Source organism: Neorhizobium sp. NCHU2750 (assembly GCF_003597675.1).
Lineage (GTDB): Bacteria > Pseudomonadota > Alphaproteobacteria > Rhizobiales > Rhizobiaceae > Neorhizobium.
In genome coordinates this window covers 1453970-1473487 of the sequence record NZ_CP030827.1, presented here as the reverse complement: position 1 = coordinate 1473487, position 19518 = coordinate 1453970, and the positions used below count along the sequence as shown (strand labels likewise).

15 protein-coding genes are annotated in these 19518 nt (G+C 60.0%); 10 read left to right on the top strand and 5 right to left on the bottom strand.

All coding sequences use genetic code 11. The features are described 5' to 3' along the window. The first annotated feature begins 29 nt into the window (after positions 1 to 29). Together NCHU2750_RS07190 and NCHU2750_RS07185 are read left to right on the top strand one after the other, a co-directional pair. The gene (locus tag NCHU2750_RS07190) at positions 30 to 470 is read left to right on the top strand and encodes a GlcG/HbpS family heme-binding protein (protein ID WP_119939817.1); all 441 of its coding nucleotides are present in this window, start codon (positions 30 to 32) and stop codon (positions 468 to 470) included. After that, positions 463 to 1191: an SDR family oxidoreductase gene (locus NCHU2750_RS07185; RefSeq protein ID WP_205583880.1), complete on the top strand. Its 729-nt coding sequence runs from the start codon at positions 463 to 465 to the stop codon at positions 1189 to 1191. The genes NCHU2750_RS07190 and NCHU2750_RS07185 overlap by 8 nt, the downstream gene beginning before the upstream one ends. A 91-nt stretch (positions 1192 to 1282) precedes the next feature. Here NCHU2750_RS07185 and NCHU2750_RS07180 read toward each other — a convergent pair whose 3' ends face one another. Next, entirely contained in the window at positions 1283 to 2233 is a 951-nt protein-coding gene (locus NCHU2750_RS07180; RefSeq protein WP_119939815.1) for a LysR family transcriptional regulator, read from the bottom strand. 88 nt (positions 2234 to 2321) lie between these two features. Here NCHU2750_RS07180 and NCHU2750_RS07175 point away from each other — a divergent pair, with 88 nt between their 5' ends. Together NCHU2750_RS07175 and gpt are read left to right on the top strand one after the other, a co-directional pair. Next, positions 2322 to 3593 carry an MFS transporter gene (locus tag NCHU2750_RS07175; protein ID WP_245480355.1) on the top strand — a complete coding sequence of 424 codons (1272 nt, stop codon included), beginning with the start codon at positions 2322 to 2324 and terminating at the stop codon, positions 3591 to 3593. A 132-nt stretch (positions 3594 to 3725) separates the two neighbouring features. Further along, positions 3726 to 4223 (top strand): xanthine phosphoribosyltransferase, encoded by a 498-nt coding sequence (gpt, locus tag NCHU2750_RS07170; protein WP_119939813.1) that lies wholly within the window; start codon positions 3726 to 3728, stop codon positions 4221 to 4223. A 235-nt stretch (positions 4224 to 4458) separates the two neighbouring features. Here the strand turns inward: gpt and NCHU2750_RS07165 are convergent, their stop codons facing one another. Then, positions 4459 to 6096, bottom strand: a complete 1638-nt coding sequence (locus NCHU2750_RS07165) for a M10 family metallopeptidase C-terminal domain-containing protein (protein ID WP_119939812.1) — start codon at positions 6094 to 6096, stop codon at positions 4459 to 4461. Between the two features lie 31 nt (positions 6097 to 6127). Continuing rightward, a complete protein-coding gene (locus NCHU2750_RS07160) occupies positions 6128 to 6553 on the bottom strand; it encodes a hypothetical protein (RefSeq protein ID WP_162939525.1) in 426 nt (141 codons plus the stop codon). Between the two features lie 825 nt (positions 6554 to 7378). Between NCHU2750_RS07160 and NCHU2750_RS07155 the strand changes: the two genes are divergently transcribed. Then, positions 7379 to 11185 carry a vitamin B12-dependent ribonucleotide reductase gene (locus tag NCHU2750_RS07155; protein ID WP_119939810.1) on the top strand — a complete coding sequence of 1269 codons (3807 nt, stop codon included), beginning with the start codon at positions 7379 to 7381 and terminating at the stop codon, positions 11183 to 11185. A 79-nt stretch (positions 11186 to 11264) separates the two neighbouring features. Continuing rightward, on the top strand, positions 11265 to 12170 hold the full coding sequence (locus NCHU2750_RS07150) for an SDH family Clp fold serine proteinase (protein ID WP_119939809.1): 906 nt from the start codon (positions 11265 to 11267) through the stop codon (positions 12168 to 12170). 226 nt (positions 12171 to 12396) lie between these two features. Here NCHU2750_RS07150 and NCHU2750_RS07145 read toward each other — a convergent pair whose 3' ends face one another. Then, positions 12397 to 13488, bottom strand: a complete 1092-nt coding sequence (locus NCHU2750_RS07145; RefSeq protein ID WP_119939808.1) for a glycerol dehydrogenase — start codon at positions 13486 to 13488, stop codon at positions 12397 to 12399. A 529-nt stretch (positions 13489 to 14017) separates the two neighbouring features. Here NCHU2750_RS07145 and NCHU2750_RS07140 point away from each other — a divergent pair. After that, a complete protein-coding gene (locus tag NCHU2750_RS07140; RefSeq protein ID WP_205583894.1) occupies positions 14018 to 15391 on the top strand; it encodes a peptidoglycan L,D-endopeptidase MepK in 1374 nt (457 codons plus the stop codon). Positions 15392 to 15803: 412 nt separating this feature from the next. Here NCHU2750_RS07140 and NCHU2750_RS07135 read toward each other — a convergent pair whose 3' ends face one another. Next, positions 15804 to 16439, bottom strand: coding sequence for an outer membrane protein (locus NCHU2750_RS07135; protein WP_119939806.1), 636 nt, complete (start codon positions 16437 to 16439; stop codon positions 15804 to 15806). 357 nt (positions 16440 to 16796) lie between these two features. Here NCHU2750_RS07135 and NCHU2750_RS07130 point away from each other — a divergent pair, with 357 nt between their 5' ends. From NCHU2750_RS07130 to NCHU2750_RS07120, 3 genes are all read left to right on the top strand, one after another. Next, positions 16797 to 17891: an acyltransferase family protein gene (locus NCHU2750_RS07130; RefSeq protein WP_119939805.1), complete on the top strand. Its 1095-nt coding sequence runs from the start codon at positions 16797 to 16799 to the stop codon at positions 17889 to 17891. A gap of 82 nt (positions 17892 to 17973) precedes the next feature. Further along, entirely contained in the window at positions 17974 to 18186 is a 213-nt protein-coding gene (locus tag NCHU2750_RS07125) for a hypothetical protein (protein ID WP_119939804.1), read from the top strand. A gap of 95 nt (positions 18187 to 18281) precedes the next feature. Then, positions 18282 to 19283, top strand: a complete 1002-nt coding sequence (locus tag NCHU2750_RS07120; RefSeq protein WP_119939803.1) for a ketopantoate reductase family protein — start codon at positions 18282 to 18284, stop codon at positions 19281 to 19283. Positions 19284 to 19518 lie beyond the last annotated feature (235 nt).

The following is a 19518-nucleotide window of genomic DNA, read 5'->3' as shown; positions in this document are numbered from 1 at the left end:
CAATCGGTATCTTAAATTTGGAGCACAGGATGACAGACACCCATTTCCTTAACCGCCCCGCCCTGACCTCATCGGGGGCGCAAGCGCTTGTCGACCGCGCTGTCGCGATCGCCAAGGCAAAAAACATCGCGATTGCGGCGTCGGTCGTCGATGCCGGCGGAAACCTCATGGCCTTCCTGCGGATGGATGGCGTGCCTTCGGTCTCCTGCGATGTGGCAATCGGCAAGGCGCGCACGGCAGCGGCGCTTGGCGCACCGTCGGAAATTTTCGAGACGATGATCAACAAGGGCGAGACGGCCATGCTGTCGGTTGCCGGGCTCTACCCGCTGAAGGGCGGCGTTCCGATCCTTGAAGGTGGTGATCTCGCAGGCGCGGTCGGGATCAGCGGCTCTAGCGGCGAAAACGACATGGCGGTCGCTGATGAGACGGCTGCATCCTTTGCAATCCAGGGAGGGTTTAAAGTTGCCTGATCGGGTTCTCGACGGAAAACGCGTTCTCGTCATCGGCGGCAGTTCCGGCATCGGCCGGGCGGTCGCGGCACAGGCCGCGGCTGCAGGCGCCAGTCTTATCCTCATTGGCCGCAATGCCGACGCACTGGCCAAGGCCAAGGCCGAATTGGCATCCGCGGACGTCGCGACCCATGTGGTCGACGCGACCGACGTCGAAGCGCTGGAGAAGGCGATGGGCAAGATCGGCGCGGTCGACCATGTCGTGTCGATGGTCGGCGGGGCGATGGGCGGCGGCTTCATGGCCAACAGCGTTGCGGCCGTGCGCGAGGCGATCGACGGCAAGTTCTTCGCCGCCCTGCAGATCGCCAAGACGGTGCTTCCGCATGTCAGGGACGGCGGTAGCCTGGTGATGACGGCGGGTGCCGGCGGCAGGCCGCATAATGCGTCGGGCGCCATCGTCGGCAATGCGGCGATCCGCATGCTGGCGGAAGGGCTCGCGGTCGAGATGGCGCCGAAGATCCGGGTCAACGCCGTATCGCCGACCTGGATGGACACGCCGCTGTGGCGCAACGTGCCGCGCGAACAGGTAGAAGAGACCAAGGCCTATTTCGACCGGACCATTCCGCTTGCCCGCACGGCCAATGTCGACGAGGTGGCATCCGCCTATCTCTTCGCGCTGAGCAACACCTTCCTCACCGGTCAGACGCTTGTCATCGACGGAGGGCTTGGACTGGTGAGCTGAAAGAACGGCGGCAGGCACTGGATATCGACAATCGGTATCAGGCCTTCTCCCCCAGCCCTCCCGGCCTGCCGCCGCCCCCTTTTTCAAAGCGCTAGAAATCCATGCCGTCGGGCAAGAGCGCTGCCTGCGAGGGCACGCCCGGCAATTGCCCGTCCTTGCGCACCTGCCGCATGACGGCGCGAAAATTGCGCACGACGGTCGAGGTCGTTGCCCTGCGGTAGGCGAGCGCGATGGCGACGCGTTCGCCCATATTGTCGATTTCGCGGAAGACCGTGCCCGGCAGCCTGACATTGGCAATCGACTGCGGCACCAGCGAGACGCCGAGATCGGCCGCCACCAGCGACAGGATCGAGGCGATATGCGGGGCAGACGGTCCCGGCTTCGGCGTGAAGCCGGCACTGGCGCAAGCCCTCAGCATGGCATCGTGAAGGCTGACCCCGACATCGCGCGGGGTGAAGATGAACGGATCGTCGCGCAGTGCCACGAGATCGATCGGCGCGTCGATCGTCGCCAGCGGATGGACGGCGGGCAAGGCCGCCACGAGCGGCTCTTCGGCAAGGATGTCTTCGGCAAGCGCTTCCGGGTCCGAACTCGACGGGCGCAGGATGGCGATATCCAGCCGGTCGTCGATCAGCGCATCGGCGAGCGCCACCGAATTGGCCTCCGTCACCTTGATCTCGACATCCGGATAGGCATTGCGGAACAGCCGGATGCAAGCGGGCGTCACCGGGCTCAAGGCCGCCGTGCCGGTAAAACCGATGCGGATGACGCCGCTTTCGCCGGCCGCGGCCTTGCGGGCAAGCCGTGTGCCTTCGGCGATTTCCTGCGGAACGCCGCTTATGGCAGCGCGGAAGGCAGATCCTGCCGGGGTCAGTTCGACGCCATGGGACAGGCGGCGAAAAAGCCGAGCCCCGATTTCCCTTTCCAGCACCTTGATCTGCTGGCTGAGCGGCGGTTGCGCAATACCGAGGCGTTCTGCGGCGCGGGTGAAGCTGCCTTCTTCGGCGATGGCGAGAAAATACCGGACGTGCCGCAGCTCCATGATATTAATTCCAGATATGGGAGAACTATTCTCCATATATTAGATATTATCTTTGCCATGCGCTATATGCGGGTGACAAGGATTTCCCATGCCCCATTCCATGCCCCAGCCTATGCCCGAGCACGCTCCGATTGCCGCGGCCGTTCGCCCGGTCCCTGAAGAATTCGAACCCAACTGGATTACCGGTGACAGCGCGCGCTTTCGCCGGGCAAGCTGGGCACTGTTTCTCGCAGGCTTTGCCAGTTTCTCGCTGATCTATTGCGTGCAGCCGCTTTTGCCGGAATTTCCGGCCGATTTCGGCGTCAATGCCGCGACGGCGGCACTCGCCCTGTCGCTGACGACAGGCGCGCTCTCCTTCGCCATCCTTCTCTCCGGCGCGTTTGCGCAGATGTTCAGCCGCAAGAGCCTGATGTTCACCTCGATGATGGCGGCGGCGCTCTGTAACCTTGTTGCCGCAAGTTCCGGAAGCTGGGGCTGGCTGCTTGCGGCGCGCGCCGTCGAGGGCTTTGTACTTGGCGGCGTGCCGGCGGTGGCGATGGCCTATCTCGCCGAAGAGATCGAGCCTTCGAGCCTTGGCCGCGCCATGGGGCTCTATGTCGGCGGCACCGCCTTCGGCGCGATGGTCGGGCGGGTCGGTATGGGCCTGACATCGGCCTATACGTCCTGGCATTTTGCCATGTATGCGCTCGGCGCCGCCTGCGTCGCGGCAGCGATCGGCTTTTTCGTGCTGTTGCCGCCGTCGCAGAATTTTCGGCCGCAATCGGTGCCGCTCGGACGGCATATCCATATCTGGCGGCAGCATCTTTCGAACCCGGTCCTGTTGCGCCTCTATGCCATCGGTACGATGCTGACGAGCGTGTTCACCACCGTGTTCAACTATTCGACCTTTCGTCTGGCGGGCGAGCCCTACCATCTCAACCCGACCGCGATCAGCATGATCTTCCTGACTTATGCGCTCGGTATCGTCGCCTCCTCCAAGGGCGGCAAGCTGGTCGACAGGTTTGGAAGGCGGGCGATGCTGATCGCCACATTCGTCATCATCCTTGTCGGCATGGCGATGACGCTGATCACCAGCATCGTGCTGATGGTGCTCGGCATATGCCTGATCACGATCGGCTTCTTCATCGGCCATTCGGCGGCAAGCAGCGGCGTGGGTGCCAGTTCCGGCGCGGCCAAGAGCCACGCCTCGGCCCTCTACCTTCTGTTCTACTATATCGGCGCAAGCTTTACCGGCTGGGCGGGCGGCTGGTTCTGGATCCATGGCGGATGGGGCGCGGTTGCCGGGCTCACCTCGGCCTGCGCGGTCGTCGGCCTGATCGTCGGCCTGAGCTATGAGCGAGGTGTAGCGGGGGCAAAATGACCGCTGCGGCAAGCGCCCTTCCCCAGGCTTTAGCCGGGTTGGCAGGACGGACCTGCCTCAGGCGCTTGCCTTATGCCCCTTGTTCCCGTTATTAGCGAAAGCCAGATAAACTCACGTCTTGGCAGCAAAACCATGTCTCTTCCCGACAAAGCCTTTCCTGTTTCCTGGGACCAGTTCCACCGCGACGCCCGCGCCCTTTCCTGGCGCCTTTCCGGCCTGAACCGCGAGTTCAAGGCGATCGTCTGCATTACCCGCGGGGGTCTCGTGCCGGCCGCCATCATTTCGCGCGAACTCAATATCCGGCTGATCGACACCGTGTGCATTGCCACCCGCCACGACTATGTCGACCAGGGCGACACGGTGCTCCTGAAGGGCATTTCGCCGGAACTGGCGGCCGATGGCGGCGAAGGCATTCTCGTCGTCGACGACCTGACCGATACCGGCAAGACGGCCAAGGAAGTGCGCGAGATGCTGCCCAAGGCGCATTTCGCCTGCGTCTATGCCAAGCCGACCGGCGTGCCGATGATCGATACGTTCGTCACCGAAGTTTCCCAGGATACCTGGATCTATTTCCCCTGGGACATGGGCTTCACCTATCAGGAGCCGATCGCCAAGGGCCACCGCGGCTGAGGCACACACTGTTGCTGAACGGCCCCTTCGTGGCCGTTTAGCTGCCGGATGTCGATCTAGCCTAGAGTTATTCCGCTTCTTTCAACGCAGTTCCGGACGCAAAACCGCTACGCACTTTTGCTGGAACTGCTCTAAAGCACGTCGCGATCTTTCAGATTCGCTCGCCGTGCTTTAGCTCCTTGTTTTTGCGCATGTCTTTATCCCAAAACCGGCGACCACTTTTGGGAGACATGCGTTAGACGATCAGGAAATCCTGATAGGTCAGGGCCAAGTCCTTCTGCAGATGGACGAAGAGGACCGGGCCGCCGGATTTATTGCCATTGGCATCGTAATAGAGATTGCCGGTATCCGTCTCGTAGATCAGGAAATCATTGGCATCCTTGGCCGCCGGCGTGGTGCCCTTGATGAAAGAGGCGCTTGAGATGGCGCCCGTCTTGGTGAAGGACGTGAAGATCGCGTTTTCCAGATGGATGACGTCGTCGACCGGTGAAAAATCATTGATCAGGTCGACATTCTTCGATCCAAGCGCGGTGTTGAAGACGAAGGCATCCTTGCCGCTTCCTCCCGACAGTGTGTCGCTGCCGGCGCCGCCATAAAGCTTGTCATTGCCGCCGGCGCCGGAGATCTTGTCATTGCCGGCGCGGCCATCCAGCGTGTTGGCTGCCGAATTTCCGGTTATGACATCCACGCCCTTGCCGCCGATGGCGTTTTCGATCACCGTGCCACGGGCCAGCGCCAGATTGCTGATGCCACCCGCGACATTGGAAAACTTCTCGGCATTCAGATCGATCTTCTGAGTGGCCGCGGCCCAGCTGAAGTCGAACGTGTCCGTACCGCCGGTATCGACCAGCGTCATGGCGATAGCCTTGCCGTCGAAATCGGCCTTCAGGTCGTATTTCGTGTTGCCGGCGTTAATGGCAGTCGTGCCGTAAAGGGCGCGGATAGCCAGAATGTCGACCATCATCGGGGTCACCGCGATTGCCGGTGATGCCGCGACCCAAGGATTTTCCTGGGCGTCGAAATAGGACATGACCGTCAGGCGGTCGGAATCGTTGGAAAACAGATTGCTGGTTCCGAAAATGGCGTTGCCGTTATAGTTTCCGGCATGGCCGAGCCCGAGAGCGTGACCTATTTCATGGATATAGGTCTCCAGCACATAGCTGTCGGGACCGGCGCCATAGGACTTGATCCAGCTCGCAGCGACGTTGACGATGCCTGACACCGTGTGTCCGCCGATGATCGACGATGCGCCGCCAAAGGATCCGCTTTCCTTGTCGTCGAAAGATATCTGCGCGGCGCCGCTCACGTATTTGAATTTTATGCCCGATGCTTCGGTCCAGGCGGTCAGCGCCCATTTGGCCAGTTGCTGGCCCTGGCTGGTCAGCGAGGCGATGTTGACCGTCAGCGTATCGCCGGCCCTGATATCGAACTTATAGGGGGCCGAGCCCTCGCTTTTCCAGAAGTTGGTTGTCAATTGTGTCGCGATCGCATCGTAGCTGGCGAACTTCGGCGTGGCGACGACTGCCGTCTTGAGGGTGTATTTTCCCGACCATTCATCGTCATGGCTACCGACGCGGATATAGTAGGTGCCTGTTTTCTCGGGCACGAATTTCAGTGTCGAGGCGGTGAACTGGTTGTCGCGATTGTTGATATCGATATCGAGCGCGATGCCATCCGCATCGGTCACCAGCAATGTCGCCCAGCCCACCGTGCCGGTGACATCGAACTGGTAGGCCTTTCCGGCAGTCAGGCCGATCTTGATCCAGTCCGAATCGCCGATGGTCAGCGATCCCGTCAGCGCATCGCCGGGAGCAATCTTGTATGCGGTCGAGACACCGGCGGCCGCATCGGCATTTTCCTTGTATGTCGTCATCACGCCCTCGCCTTGCGGTTCAAACCAGCCCTCAGAAATCACCCGTCTGCGCGATCGTGCGCGCGAATTGGCCGAGGATTACCGTATCGAATGGAGCATCGGTGATCGTCGCAGACACCTCCTGCCCTATTCTCCATCCCTGCCTGCCTGTGCCTGCCGACCAGCGAAGGCGTCCCGCCATGGAGCCGGACGCCGATCGCACCCGATAGCGGGTCACCTCGAACACGATCTGCGGGGTCGAGGACGGGCGGGCTGCGCCCTGTCGCAACCTTGCCTCCACCCCCGTGCGCACTGCATTGCAGAGATGCCGGACAAGCGCCTTTTCCATCTGTTGCGGCATGCGGCATTCAAACCGCAGAGCGTCGGCCACCGCCAAGCGGAACGGATAGGGCAAGGCGGCTGCGACGCCCGCACATATGATCGCGGAAATGGTCGATACCGTTTCGCCTCGCCTCATGCCCGTTCCGAAACTGCCGATGCCCATTATTCAGGACAGTACATTAGCAGATCATCGATAAAGGAGCGATTAATTCGCCAAAGGAACACACCAAATGGTTAGGAAGTGGCCGGCAGATGTATCGTTTTATGCAGACAGGCCATGCCGCCGGCATTTGCCGAATGCCTGATCCCGCCTGTCAACCGGTCGCGATAAAATATCCGTGGGACGCCCGATCCACATTTAGTACTACCCTGTTACCCATATGTCTCAATACGGTATGACGAGATGCTGAAACCCCGCCTCCGACAGGGCTTCCGGGCATGTCTGCCGGCCCCGAGATCGCCACAATCTGAATTGGCAAGCCTCGCGCAAGCTTCAACCTCGACCGCCAAGCGATTGAGATTCCACGCAGATTTTTAGTCCCCGTTATCCACAGGCATGAGCCACAATATCTTGTGGTTTACGAAGTGTTGCAAACTACGGCTTGACCGAATCATGCGGCAAAGCCATGAATGAACCCATGTTGCGGCGGCGACTGGACCGGGTGTTACGAGGCCGGTTCTTTTTCGAGTTCAGCGGAAACATTCGAGCGTATGGTTTGTTCTGACAGACAGCCAGGCGACGGGTTTTCGTGCGCCCGAAAAGCGCTTCCGAAACGGTGATCAGGACTGGTGGAAAGATCTCATTAACACTATATTTAGTGTTGGCATCCATCATCCGGCACAATATACAGATAGACATCCAATGAGTCTGGATGGAATTTCAGCCGGCTGCCCATGATGGAGAGCGGCCGCATCGAACACGTGCGCCTTTTCGGCGCCAAAGGATGAGGGACTAGAGGCAATGCGCATCGAACGTCGTTTCACGAAGCCTGAGACAGGCGCCTACGGAACCATCGAGTTCCGCAAGGCGACCAGCGAGATCCGCAATCCGGACGGTTCCATCGTCTTCCGGCTTGCCGATATCGACGTGCCGACGCAGTTCTCCCAGGTCGCGACCGACGTTCTGGCGCAGAAGTATTTCCGCAAGGCCGGCGTTCCGAAGTTTTTGAAGAAGGTCGAAGAGAACGATGTTCCGTCCTTCCTGTGGCGCTCCGTTGCCGACGAAAAGGCTCTGAAGGACCTTCCGAAGGAAGAGCAGTACGGCCCCGAGACCGACGCTCGCCAGGTCTTCACGCGTCTCGCCGGCACCTGGACCTACTGGGGCTGGAAGGGTGGCTATTTCACCTCCGAAGACGATGCCGCTGCCTTCATGGACGAGCTCGCCTATATGCTCGCCACCCAGCGCGTTGCCCCGAATTCCCCTCAGTGGTTCAACACCGGTCTTCACTGGGCCTATGGCATCGATGGTCCCGGCCAGGGCCATTTCTATGTCGACCCCTTCACCGGCAAGCTGACCAAGTCGAAGTCGGCCTATGAGCATCCGCAGCCGCATGCCTGCTTCATCCAGTCCGTCGGCGACGATCTGGTCAATGAAGGCGGCATCATGGACCTGTGGGTTCGCGAAGCGCGTCTGTTCAAGTACGGTTCCGGCACCGGCTCCAACTTCTCCCATCTGCGCGGCGAAGGCGAAAAGCTTTCCGGCGGCGGCCGTTCCTCCGGCCTGATGAGCTTCCTCAAGATCGGCGACCGGGCTGCCGGCGCCATCAAGTCCGGCGGCACGACCCGTCGCGCGGCCAAGATGGTCGTTGTCGATATCGATCACCCGGATATCGAGGAATATATCAACTGGAAGGTCAAGGAAGAGCAGAAGGTTGCTGCCCTCGTCACCGGTTCGAAGATCGTCGCCAAGCACCTGAAGGCGATCATGAAGGCCTGCGTCAATTGCGAAGGCTCCGATGACGATTGCTTCGACCCGCTGAAGAACCCGGCTTTGAAGCGCGAAATCCGCGCTGCCAAGAAGGATCTGGTTCCGGAAAACTACGTCAAGCGCGTCATCCAGTTCGCCCAGCAGGGCTACAAGGATCTTGAGTTCAAGACCTATGACATCGACTGGGATTCGGAAGCCTATCTCACGGTATCCGGCCAGAACTCCAACAACTCCGTCTCGCTGAAGGACGACTTCCTTCGTGCGGTCGAAAACGACGGCGAATGGAACCTGACCGCCCGCAAGGACGGCCGGGTGATGAAGACGCTCAAGGCCAAGGATCTGTGGGAACAGATTTCCTATGCCGCATGGGCATCCGCCGATCCGGGCATCCACTTCAACACGACGATGAACGACTGGCACACGTCGCCGGCCGGTGGCCCGATCCGCGGCTCGAACCCGTGCTCGGAATACATGTTCCTCGACGACACGGCCTGCAACCTTGCTTCGCTCAACCTTCTCCAGTTCAAGGACAAGGCGACGAAGAACATCGCGATCGCAGATTACGAACATGCCGTTCGCCTGTGGACCGTCGTTCTCGAAGTCTCGGTGATGATGGCGCAGTTCCCGTCGAAGGAAATTGCCGAACTCTCCTACCAGTACCGCACGCTCGGCCTCGGCTATGCCAATATCGGCGGTTTCCTGATGTCGTCGGGCATTCCCTATGATTCGAAGGAAGGCCGTGCGATTGCAGGATCGCTCACCGCGATCATGACCGGTATCGCCTATGCGACCTCGGCTGAAATCGCCGGCGAGCTTGGCCCGTTCCCGAACTTTGCGCCGAACCGCGAGAGCATGCTGCGCGTCATGCGCAACCATCGCCGCGCAGCCTATGGCGAAACCTCCGGTTACGAGCAGCTGTCGGTCAACCCGGTTCCGCTCTACCATTCGGAAAACCCGGACCAGACGCTCGCCACCCACGCCAAGGCGGCTTGGGACAAGGCGCTGGAACTTGGTGAAAAGCACGGCTACCGCAACGCCCAGACGACCGTCATCGCGCCGACCGGCACGATCGGCCTGGTGATGGACTGCGACACGACCGGCATCGAGCCCGACTTCGCACTCGTGAAGTTCAAGAAGCTCGCCGGTGGCGGTTACTTCAAGATCATCAACCGTGCGGTTCCGGATGCATTGCGTTCGCTCGGTTATTCGGAAAGCCAGATCGCCGAGATCGAAGCCTATGCTGTCGGCCACGGCAACCTGAACCAGGCTCCCGGCATCAACCCCGGCACGCTGAAGGCCAAGGGTTTTTCGGATGAGAAGATCGAGGCTCTGAACGGCGCCTTGAAGTCGGCCTTCGACATCAAGTTCGTCTTCAACCAGTGGACGCTCGGTGCGGACTTCCTCAAGGAAACCCTCAAGGTCACCGACGAGCAGCTGTCCGACATGAGCTTCAACCTGCTTGAGCATGTCGGTTTCGCCAAGAAGGACATCGAGGCTGCCAACGTTCACGTCTGCGGTGCGATGACGCTGGAAGGTGCGCCCTTCCTCAAGGAAGAACACCTCGCCGTCTTCGATTGCGCCAACCCGTGCGGCAAGATCGGCAAGCGTTATCTCTCGGTTGAATCCCACATTCGCATGATGGCGGCTGCCCAGCCGTTCATCTCGGGTGCGATCTCCAAGACGATCAACATGCCGAACGAGGCAACCGTCGAAGATTGCGGCGCAGCCTACATGCTGTCCTGGAAGCTGGCTCTGAAGGCCAACGCTCTCTACCGTGACGGTTCCAAGCTGTCGCAGCCGCTCAATGCGTCGCTGATCGACGAGGACGATGCGGAAGAAGCGATCGAGGAACTGGTAGCCGCTCCGACCGCTGCTCAGGCCGTGCAGATTACCGAGAAGATCGTGGAACGCGTCATCGAGCGCGTCACCCGCGAGCGCGAAAAGCTGCCGAACCGCCGTCAGGGTTATACCCAGAAGGCCAATGTCGGCGGTCACAAGGTCTATCTGCGCACCGGCGAATTCGGCGACGGCCGGATCGGCGAGATCTTCATCGACATGCACAAGGAAGGCGCTGCCTTCCGCGCGATGATGAACAACTTCGCCATCGCCATCTCGCTCGGTCTGCAATACGGCGTGCCGCTGGAAGAATATGTGGAGGCCTTCACCTTCACCAAGTTCGAGCCGGCCGGGATCGTGACGGGCAATGACGCGATCAAGAACGCGACGTCGATCCTCGACTACGTGTTCCGCGAACTCGCCGTCTCCTATCTCGGCCGTCATGACCTTGCTCACGTCGATACGTCGGACTTCTCCAATACGGCACTCGGCAAGGGCATCAAGGAAGGCAAGACGCAGCTCGTCTCGACCGGCTGGACCCGCGGCTACAAGCCGACCCTGATCCAGGGCGGCGCCTCGGCTGCCGGCTCGGAGGCCAAGGGCTCGGCCACTGCAGCCCCTGCCCGCGCCTCGGCCAGCGTCACCTCGATTGCCGGCAATACGGCCCGCAAGCTCGAGCCGACGGTTGCCATCTCGACCTCGGAAGTCGTTTCCTTCAAGCGCGATTATGAAGAGCGCGCCAAGGAACTGGCAGAAGAGATCGCCGAAGAAGTGATCGCCGACGAAGGCCAGCAGGCCGCCACCGCGCTGTTCTCCGACAAGGCCGCGGCAGATGCCGCAAGCGCCAAGACGGAAGCCAAGAAGGTGGAAGCCGACCGCCGTATGAAGTCGATCATGCAGGGCTATACGGGCAACATGTGCTCCGAGTGCCAGAACTTCACGATGGTTCGGAATGGGACCTGCGAGAAGTGCGACACGTGTGGGGCTACGAGCGGTTGCAGCTAATGGGTGTACAAACGTAGATAAGATTGACTAGATAGCTCTGCCGTATTTTCGCAGAGCTATTTTTTTTGAGGAAGCATACATGGTGACTAGGAAGGAAAAGGACGCCACGCCGCCCAAATCTAACATCGTTCAATTCATTGATGCATCTCGCGCCAATGACCAAGACGGTGCAGCCGCAGCTGTAAAAAATGAAATTGTCGACCTAATTAAAGCAAGCGGCCTGGATGGGTATAAAATACTGTTTCTACACGACGAACATGATAGTATAACCAGCTACCATGCAAATAACATTTACTCCGCCGCGGCCGAATTAAAATCAAATCCAAAAGATGTATTATTAATAATTAACAGCAACGGCGGGGAAATAGAGCCTTCTTACCTGCTGAGCAAAACACTCAAACGCCTCGCCAAAGATAAATTTGTTGTGGCAATCCCTAGAAAGGCAAAATCTGCTGCGACGCTCATATGCCTTGGCGCCAATGAAATTCACATGGGGATGATGAGCGAACTTGGTCCTATCGATCCCCAGATTAACGGCCTTCCTGCATTGGCGCTAGGAAATGCATTGGATGTAATTGCCGATCTTGCCTGCCGCTTTCCAGAATCCGCGTCACTTTTAGGGCCTTATATATCAGATCAGGTTCCCATTCGGGTTTTAGGGTATTATCAGCGAGTATCGGAAAGTGCAGTCCAGTACGCCGAGCGACTATTAGGTAAAAGACCACTAGGAGAAGGTCAGACCGCCCATCTCGTAGCTGAAAAGCTCGTAAATCACTACAAGGACCACTCGTTCGTGATCGATTACGATGAGTCGATTGAACTGTTCGGAGCAAACATCGTGAAGGAAGAAAGTCCTGAGTACGACCTAGCCGACAAGATCTACAAGTTCTTGGATATTGCACGAATCTTCGCGAGAATCGACGGCAAGGAGTTCTGGCTAGTGGGGGACGAGAGTTCATTCACGTGGAGAGACAAGGCTAAGTAGCCGTTCAACAAATTCTCACGTCGGACTGGATACAAGGACACAGCCGTCCCGAGAGGATTGCGGGAATTTCTAGCACATAGCCAAAGGCTAAGTTCTAGAAATTCCAAGAGAGGGGCCTAGTTGCGGAACGCGGCATTGCCCCTCTCCTGAAAAATCTGGCGCTTAGCTCTTCGAGCTAAGACACCGATTTTTCTTCCTCTCCCGCAAGGGGAGAGAAAAGACGGCATCACACAGCCTTTGCCAGCGCATCCACCGCAAAGATCGCGTCGGCAATCTCTTCGGCGGTGAAATCGGTGCGCAGGTTCTGCAGCGTGTCGTCCTTGCTGTTGGCGAGTTCGCCGACCTTGATCAGGTCCTCGCGGGAGACGCCTTCCAGATGCAGTTCCTTGAGCGTCACCGGCATCTTGATCTGGCGGTAGAACTCGATATAGCCGGCGATCTCCTCGTCGGGGCGTTCCTCGAGGATCATGTGGGCAAGCGTGCCATAGGCGACCTTTTCGCCGTGGGTCAGGTGGTGGATATCGCCGTTGAGCGCCGTGAAGCCGTTATGGATGGCGTGGGCGGCAGCAAGGCCGCCGTTTTCGAAGCCGAGGCCGGAGAGAAGCGTTGCCGCCTCGACTACCGCCTCGACGGCCGGCGTCACCAGTTTCTGCTCAACCGCCTGATAGGCGCTGAAGCCATAGGCGAGAAGCGTCTTTTCGCAGGCTTCGGCAATCGCCATGCCGGCAATGGTGGCGGCGCCGCCAACCATGGTCTTGGAATTGGAGCGCTTGACGGCGAGCGCCTCGACGTAAGTGGCAAGGCCATCGGCGATGCCGGAGGCGAAGAGGCGCACCGGCGCCTGGGCGCAGACCCAGGTATCGACCAGCACGAGATCCGGATTCTTGGCGTAGAAACGATATTTTTCAAACACGCCGTCGTCGGAATAGATGACCGACAGCGCGCTGCAGGGGGCGTCCGTCGAGGCGATCGTCGGCACGATGATGACGGGGCTCTTCAATTCGTCGGCCACGGCCTTGACCGTATCCAGCGTCTTGCCGCCGCCGATGCCGACGACAAGATTGGCGCCGCCCTTCTTCGCCACGTCGACGAGGCGGTTGATCTCGTTGGTGGAGGCCTCGCCGGAGAATTTTTCGCGGGTGAACTCGACCTTGCCGGAAACGGCCGTCTCGACCTTCTTGCCGATCAGCCCCCAGACGATATCGTCGGAGACAAGCAGGGCCTTGGAACCCATTTCGGCAAGATAGGCACCCAGTTCGGCAATGACGCCGCTTCCCTGGATATAGCGGCCGGGAGAGGCAAAGATACGCTTGGTCATGTCGTCACTTCCAATTCATTCAATGGGACGTTTTGGTGAAACAGAGGGGTGGAACATACTCTGCAACGGATATTGGCCGCCAAACCAGGAAGGGCAAGAGTTTCAGCGCCAACCAACGAAACCGTTACCTCGCAGACTAGGCTGCGGCATCGGCTGCTTCTTTGAGGCAGATCATTGAACGGCAGAATCGACGCTGAATAAAAACAGATAGTTAGTCATATTACGATTGGCTATTATCAACATACGCAGCCAGCCTTACCGGGCAGGAATGACCACTGTGCCTACCATCGGTCATGCCCGCATGGTCCGGAACGCACACGCGCCGATATGAGGCGGATCCCCTCGCCTCAACCATTCATCAACCTTCCATTAGCATTTTGTTGACCATAATGCCGGTTCGAAGCGCCGCGGCCCGCCAGGCCAACGCGCCAATGTCGTCTTCAGTCGAACGGGTCCTGTCGTGTCCGAGTATCAGTCGCATGGGTTCAACCCTTCCGCTGCAAGAACCGGTTTCCTCAGGCAGACTGCGCTGCCCGCATTGACGGCCATCGGCCGCAGCCTTTCCAGGGCGTCGCGCACCATTGCGCTCACAGTTGCCGCACTGGCGGGTTCGGCAATCGGTGCGGAAGCGGAAGACCGGGCGCTGAAACTCTATTTCACCCATACCGGCGAGCGGGCGACGATCACCTACAAGCGGGACGGCCGTTTCGACGCCCAGGGCCTTGCGAAGATCAACCGTTTCCTGCGCGACTGGCGCAAGAACGAGGCGACCCGCATGGATCCGCGGCTGCTCGATCTCGTCTTCGAGGTCTATGAACGCAGCGGCGCCAGGGATTACATCCATGTCGTCTCCGCCTATCGCTCGCCCGGCACCAATGCCATGCTGCGCGGCCGTTCGCGCAGTTCGGGCGTGGCGAAGAAGAGCCAGCATACGCTTGGCAAGGCGATGGATTTCTATATTCCGGGCGTCAAGCTTTCGACGTTGCGCCAGATGGCCATGCAGATGCAGGTGGGCGGCGTCGGCTTCTACCCAACATCCGGCTCGCCCTTCGTGCATCTCGATGTCGGCAATGTTCGCGCCTGGCCGCGCATGTCGCGCAAGGAACTGGCGCGGATTTTCCCGCACGGGAAGACGATGCACCTGCCCGCCTCCGGCAGCCCGCTTCCCGGCTATGCAGAGGCGGTTGCCGACTACAAGCGCCGGGTCGGGTCGAAATCGATCGAGATCGCCGGCACGCTGCCGGATGACGATGACGACAGCGGTTCGGGCGCCAGAGCCGCCAAGCGCCCGGCAAGCGGTGTGATCGCGGCCATGCTGCCGACACCGAAGAGCCGCGCGGCTGAGGCACTCGCCACTCTTGCACCTCCCCAGCCAGCCGCTGCCGAACTTACACCACCGCCGCCAGCCTCGAGACCGGCAGCGACGCCCGAGACTGCGAACGACTACGGATTTGCGGATCTCGCGAAGCTTGCGGCACCACTTCCCGGTTCACGGCCGCAGACGCCGGCGGATGTCGATCCGGTTCGGACTGCTTCCCTTGGCCCCTTGGAAGAAAAGACCGATGTCGCGCCTGCCATCATCTCAACGGCGGTCGCGCCGGCCTTCCTGAAGACGGCGCAGCAGCAGCATCCGGCAGCTGGCCGGGAACTGCGCATGCCGAAGGGTTCGCTGGCGCTTTTGCCGATCACCGGGCCGGATCTCGATGTCGAGGACGAATTTGACGGCGAGGATGCAGTGCTCGAATGGGCGCTTTCGGCACCGGGTGAGGCCGGCGGCATGGCCGCTCCCGTGCTGGTCGGCCGTACGCTGACGGACCTGACGGCGAAGACCTCCCGCAGCAGCCCCCTGCCGTTCGGGGTGGATGAAGAGTTCGATCACGACCGGTTCTGGTCCGGCGGCTGAGATTTAACGGCGACTGAGCCTGAAGAGGAAAGCCCCCTCTCTTGGAATTTCTAGCACTTAGCTGAAGCTAAGATGCTGAAATTCCACTCTCCCCCGCCAAGGGGGAGAAAGAGACGCCGGACCCGCCGCGAGTCATCTCTCCCCTTGCGGGAGAGAAAGCAATTTCTGAAACTTAGCCTTTGGCTAAGTTTCAGAAATTGCAAGAGAGGGGCTCCACCGCATAAACGCCCTGCCCATCTCCTGAAAAACTCGGCACCCAGCCTTCCAGCCAAAACTCCAATTTACATCCTCTCTCGCAAGGGAAGGGGAAACGCCAGTTCCCCACCCGCACTCGTCTCCCAATACCGCAAACGAAAACGGCGAGATGCCGAAGCATCTCGCCGCCTGTTCGATCTGTCGATCGAAGCCGGGACTAGAACTTGTAGTTCACGCCAGCCTTGATCGTGTGGTCGCCGATGCTGCTTTCATGCGTATCGACGCCATCGAAGCTGCGCACGTCGGCGGTGTGGGTGTAGTTGTATTCCAGGGTACCCGACAGGTTGCCGGTGATCTTCTGCTCGACGCCAACGCCGAGGACATAACCGGGCTTCCAGCCATCCGGGCCTTCGGTGCCACCGGAATCGCGCAGGTTGGTCATGGCGGCACCGGCGGTGCCGTAAATCAACGTGCTGCCGAGCGGAGCGCCGACCTTGGCCTTCAGGGCAACGCGCTGGCGTTCAGCCAGCTTGCCGTTTCCGACATTGACCTTGGTGTCGCCGAGATGGGAAAGCTCGAGCTCGCCACCGACGACAACGCCGTTGATCTCGGTGTTGTAGCCGCCATGGATGCCGCCGGAGAACTTTGCGCCGTTCTTGAACGGGTTGCTATGGTCGCTGTTGGTACCGGCATGGATACCAGCATAGGCGCCGGTCCAATCGGACGTGGACGGTGCAGGCTCATTGTAAGCCGGCGGCTGGTAGGCGTTTGCCAGGTCAGCAGCGGAAGCGGAAAGGGCGGAAACGGATACGATGCCGGCAGCAGCGGCCAGCGTGAAGAGCTTGGTGCTCATGATACTATTACTCCATACACAGCCTGCGTCTGGCGGATGGGCAGGCGATACATCCAGCTCGAAAGCCTCGGCTCACCCATGCGGCCTTGCCCTACCCTTGGCCGCATGTGCGAAACCGCACCGATAGGTCTCTATTTTCATGAAAATATAAACACTCCATTAACTGCGCCGCCGCGACCGAAAAACTTGCATGCGGCACGAGATCACAAATTTGCGAGACAGTGAAAAACGGGCGCAAATCTGCGTGAGGAGGCCAGAAACACCGGTCAGCGGCTTCCGTCGCGGCTGGCCTGCGACGCGATCGATGATATCTTCCAGCCCGCGGCCCAAGCCCCACCGCCCCAATTCAGAGACACGATGACAGAGACGACACATCAGACCGCCAACCGCTTCGTGCTTCTCGACGGACTGAGGGGTATTGCCGCACTGTTCATCATCCAGCGCCATGCGGAACCGCTGATCGGCGAGGCGCTGCCCTCAAGCTATCTCGGCGTCGACCTGTTCTTCGCCTTGAGCGGTTTCGTGCTGGCGCATGCCTATGGACCGGCGCTTGTCGAAGGGCGGATGTCGGTCGGGCGCTTCATGAAGGCGCGACTGATGCGGCTTTATCCGCTCTATGCGATCGGACTGATGCTGGTGACCGCCTATTACATCCATATGTATTTCGCCGGCCTGCCGGTGATGGCGGAGGAACGCGTGGTGCCCGACGAGCTGGCGCTCGCCTTCGTCACGGGCCTGCTGTTCCTGCCTTCGCCGATCACCATCTCGTTCAACGCGGCCCTCTTCCTTGTCCACCCGGCATGGTCGCTGTTCAACGAACTGGTGGCGAATGTCGTCTTTGCGCTGCGCGGCGCAAAAGCGGGCTTGCGGCCGGTTCTGGTCGTCATCGGCATCAGTGCGCTACTGCTCGTCGTCGCCGCATTGCAGTTCGAAAGACTGCATGCGGGTTTCCGCTGGCCGGAAATGTATGCCGGCATGGCGCGGGTATTCTTCTCGTTCTCGGTCGGCATGCTGATCTATCGCTACCGCCGCAAGGTGATGCAGGTGCGTCCTTTCCAGTCGCTCGCCTGCCTTGCCCTGCTCGTCGGCGTGCTCGCCTCGCCGACGCCGAAGGACATGCGCTGGATATTCGACCTCACCATCGTCTTCCTCGTCTGGCCGGCCCTGCTCTACTGGGCAAGCGCCATCGTGCCCGGCCGGCGGACGGCCTCGGTTGCCGGCTTGCTCGGCACCGCGTCCTATGCTGTCTATGTGCTGCATGTTCCGCTTCTCTTCTGGGCGCAGGTGATCTGGCCTGAAGTGAACGACCCGGCAGCGACACCCTATGCGGGGCTTACGCTTGTGGCGCTGATCCTGGCGATCTCCTGGGGGCTGACGGTATGGTTCGACCAGCCCTTCCAGAAACTCCTCAAGAAGCGCATTCTCGCCCGTGCGCCGGCGCTCCAGCGATAAAAATTTCGACGGTGGCGGAACTTTTGGCCGGCTCAGGAAATTGACAAGGAATCTGCGCAAAAAAGAGAGGAGAACCGCATCCATGCCGAACGCCGCACGCCACGTCGCCTCGCCCGAAGACCACGTTCTCACCGTCCAGGAGGCCCTGGAACCGCTCTTTCTAGCGCTGGAACAGGAAGCCGAACTCAAGATGCTTTCGGCGGCACTCAGTGCCGGCTGGCCACTCGACGAAGCGGTGGCCGCCATCGACGAACTGCGGCGCAATGAATTGCTGCCGCTGAGCCGGCCCCATTAACGCCGCGTCTTGACCCATCACAAAAACTCGTTCGCCTCATTGTTCCCGCTGCCCTAAGGTCAAGGATACCGGTATCCGGACAGCAGCGAGGAATGATGAGCATCAAGACGGTTTGCATTTATGGCGCGGGCGCGCTCGGCGGCGCATTCGCCACCAAGATTGCCAGCGCATTTCAAGATGAACTGGAAATTTCAGTCATTGCCCGCGGCGCCCAGCTTGCGGCGATCCGCGAAAACGGCCTGAAGATCGTCTATACCGATCCGGCCATCCCTTCGATTTCGGCCCGCGTCACGGCCACCGACGATCCTTCGAACTTGCCGCCGCAGGATCTCATCATCACCGGACTTAAAGGTCACCAGCTATCGGCAGCCACCGACGGCATTGCCGGGTTGATGAAGGATGATACGAGGGTGATGATGATCCTCAACGGCATACCGTGGTGGTATTTCCATGCGGACAAGGACAGCGATTTCTCCGGGCAACAATTGCCGCAGGTCGACCCCGACGGCCTTTTGTGGACATCGATCGGCCCCGAGCGGGTGATCGGCTGCGTTGCCTATCAGGGTGCCGAAGTCATCGAGCCCGGCTGCACGAAGCTGAGCGGCCACGGGCATTTCTTCCTCGGCGAGCCGAATGGCGAAAATTCCGCCGACCTGCAGGCGATCGGCGCATTGCTTGCGCATGCCAAGCTCGACATTCGCCCGACGATGCGCATCCGCGACGAGATCTGGGCGAAGTTGCGCGGCAATGCCGCATTCAATCCGATCAGCGCACTGACCCGCACTCTGATGGTCGACCTGATGGCCAACCCGGATCTCGCACAGATGGTGCGCAAGATCATGAACGAGGTGCAGGACGTCGGCACCGCACTCGGCTGCCGCTTCCAGCGTTCCGCCGACGAACAGTTTGCCAGCGCCAACGGCTTTGGCCCGGTGAAGACCTCGATGCTGCAGGACCTGATTGCCAAGAAAGCGCTCGAAATCGTGCCGCTCAATGGCATGGTGGTGGCGCTCGGGCGGCTTGCGGGGGTGCCGACGCCTATCTGCGAGACGATCCTGACACTGACGCAGCAGCTCGACATCGAGAACCGGCGATAGATCCGGCACCAGCGCAAAAAGAAAACCTCGCCGAGGGGACGCGGCGAGGTTTCAGTCGGAGGTCAAAATTATTATTGTCAGACGGCACAGGGGACGGGCACCGCCGTTTTATCTTCGGTGACATCAGCGTGGTTGCTGCCATCTCTGTCACTTGCCAATATAACCCGCGAGCAGCGCATGGGTTCCACCAATCCTTAACTCGATATCCGCTATGGTTGAAAAACCATGGACGGGG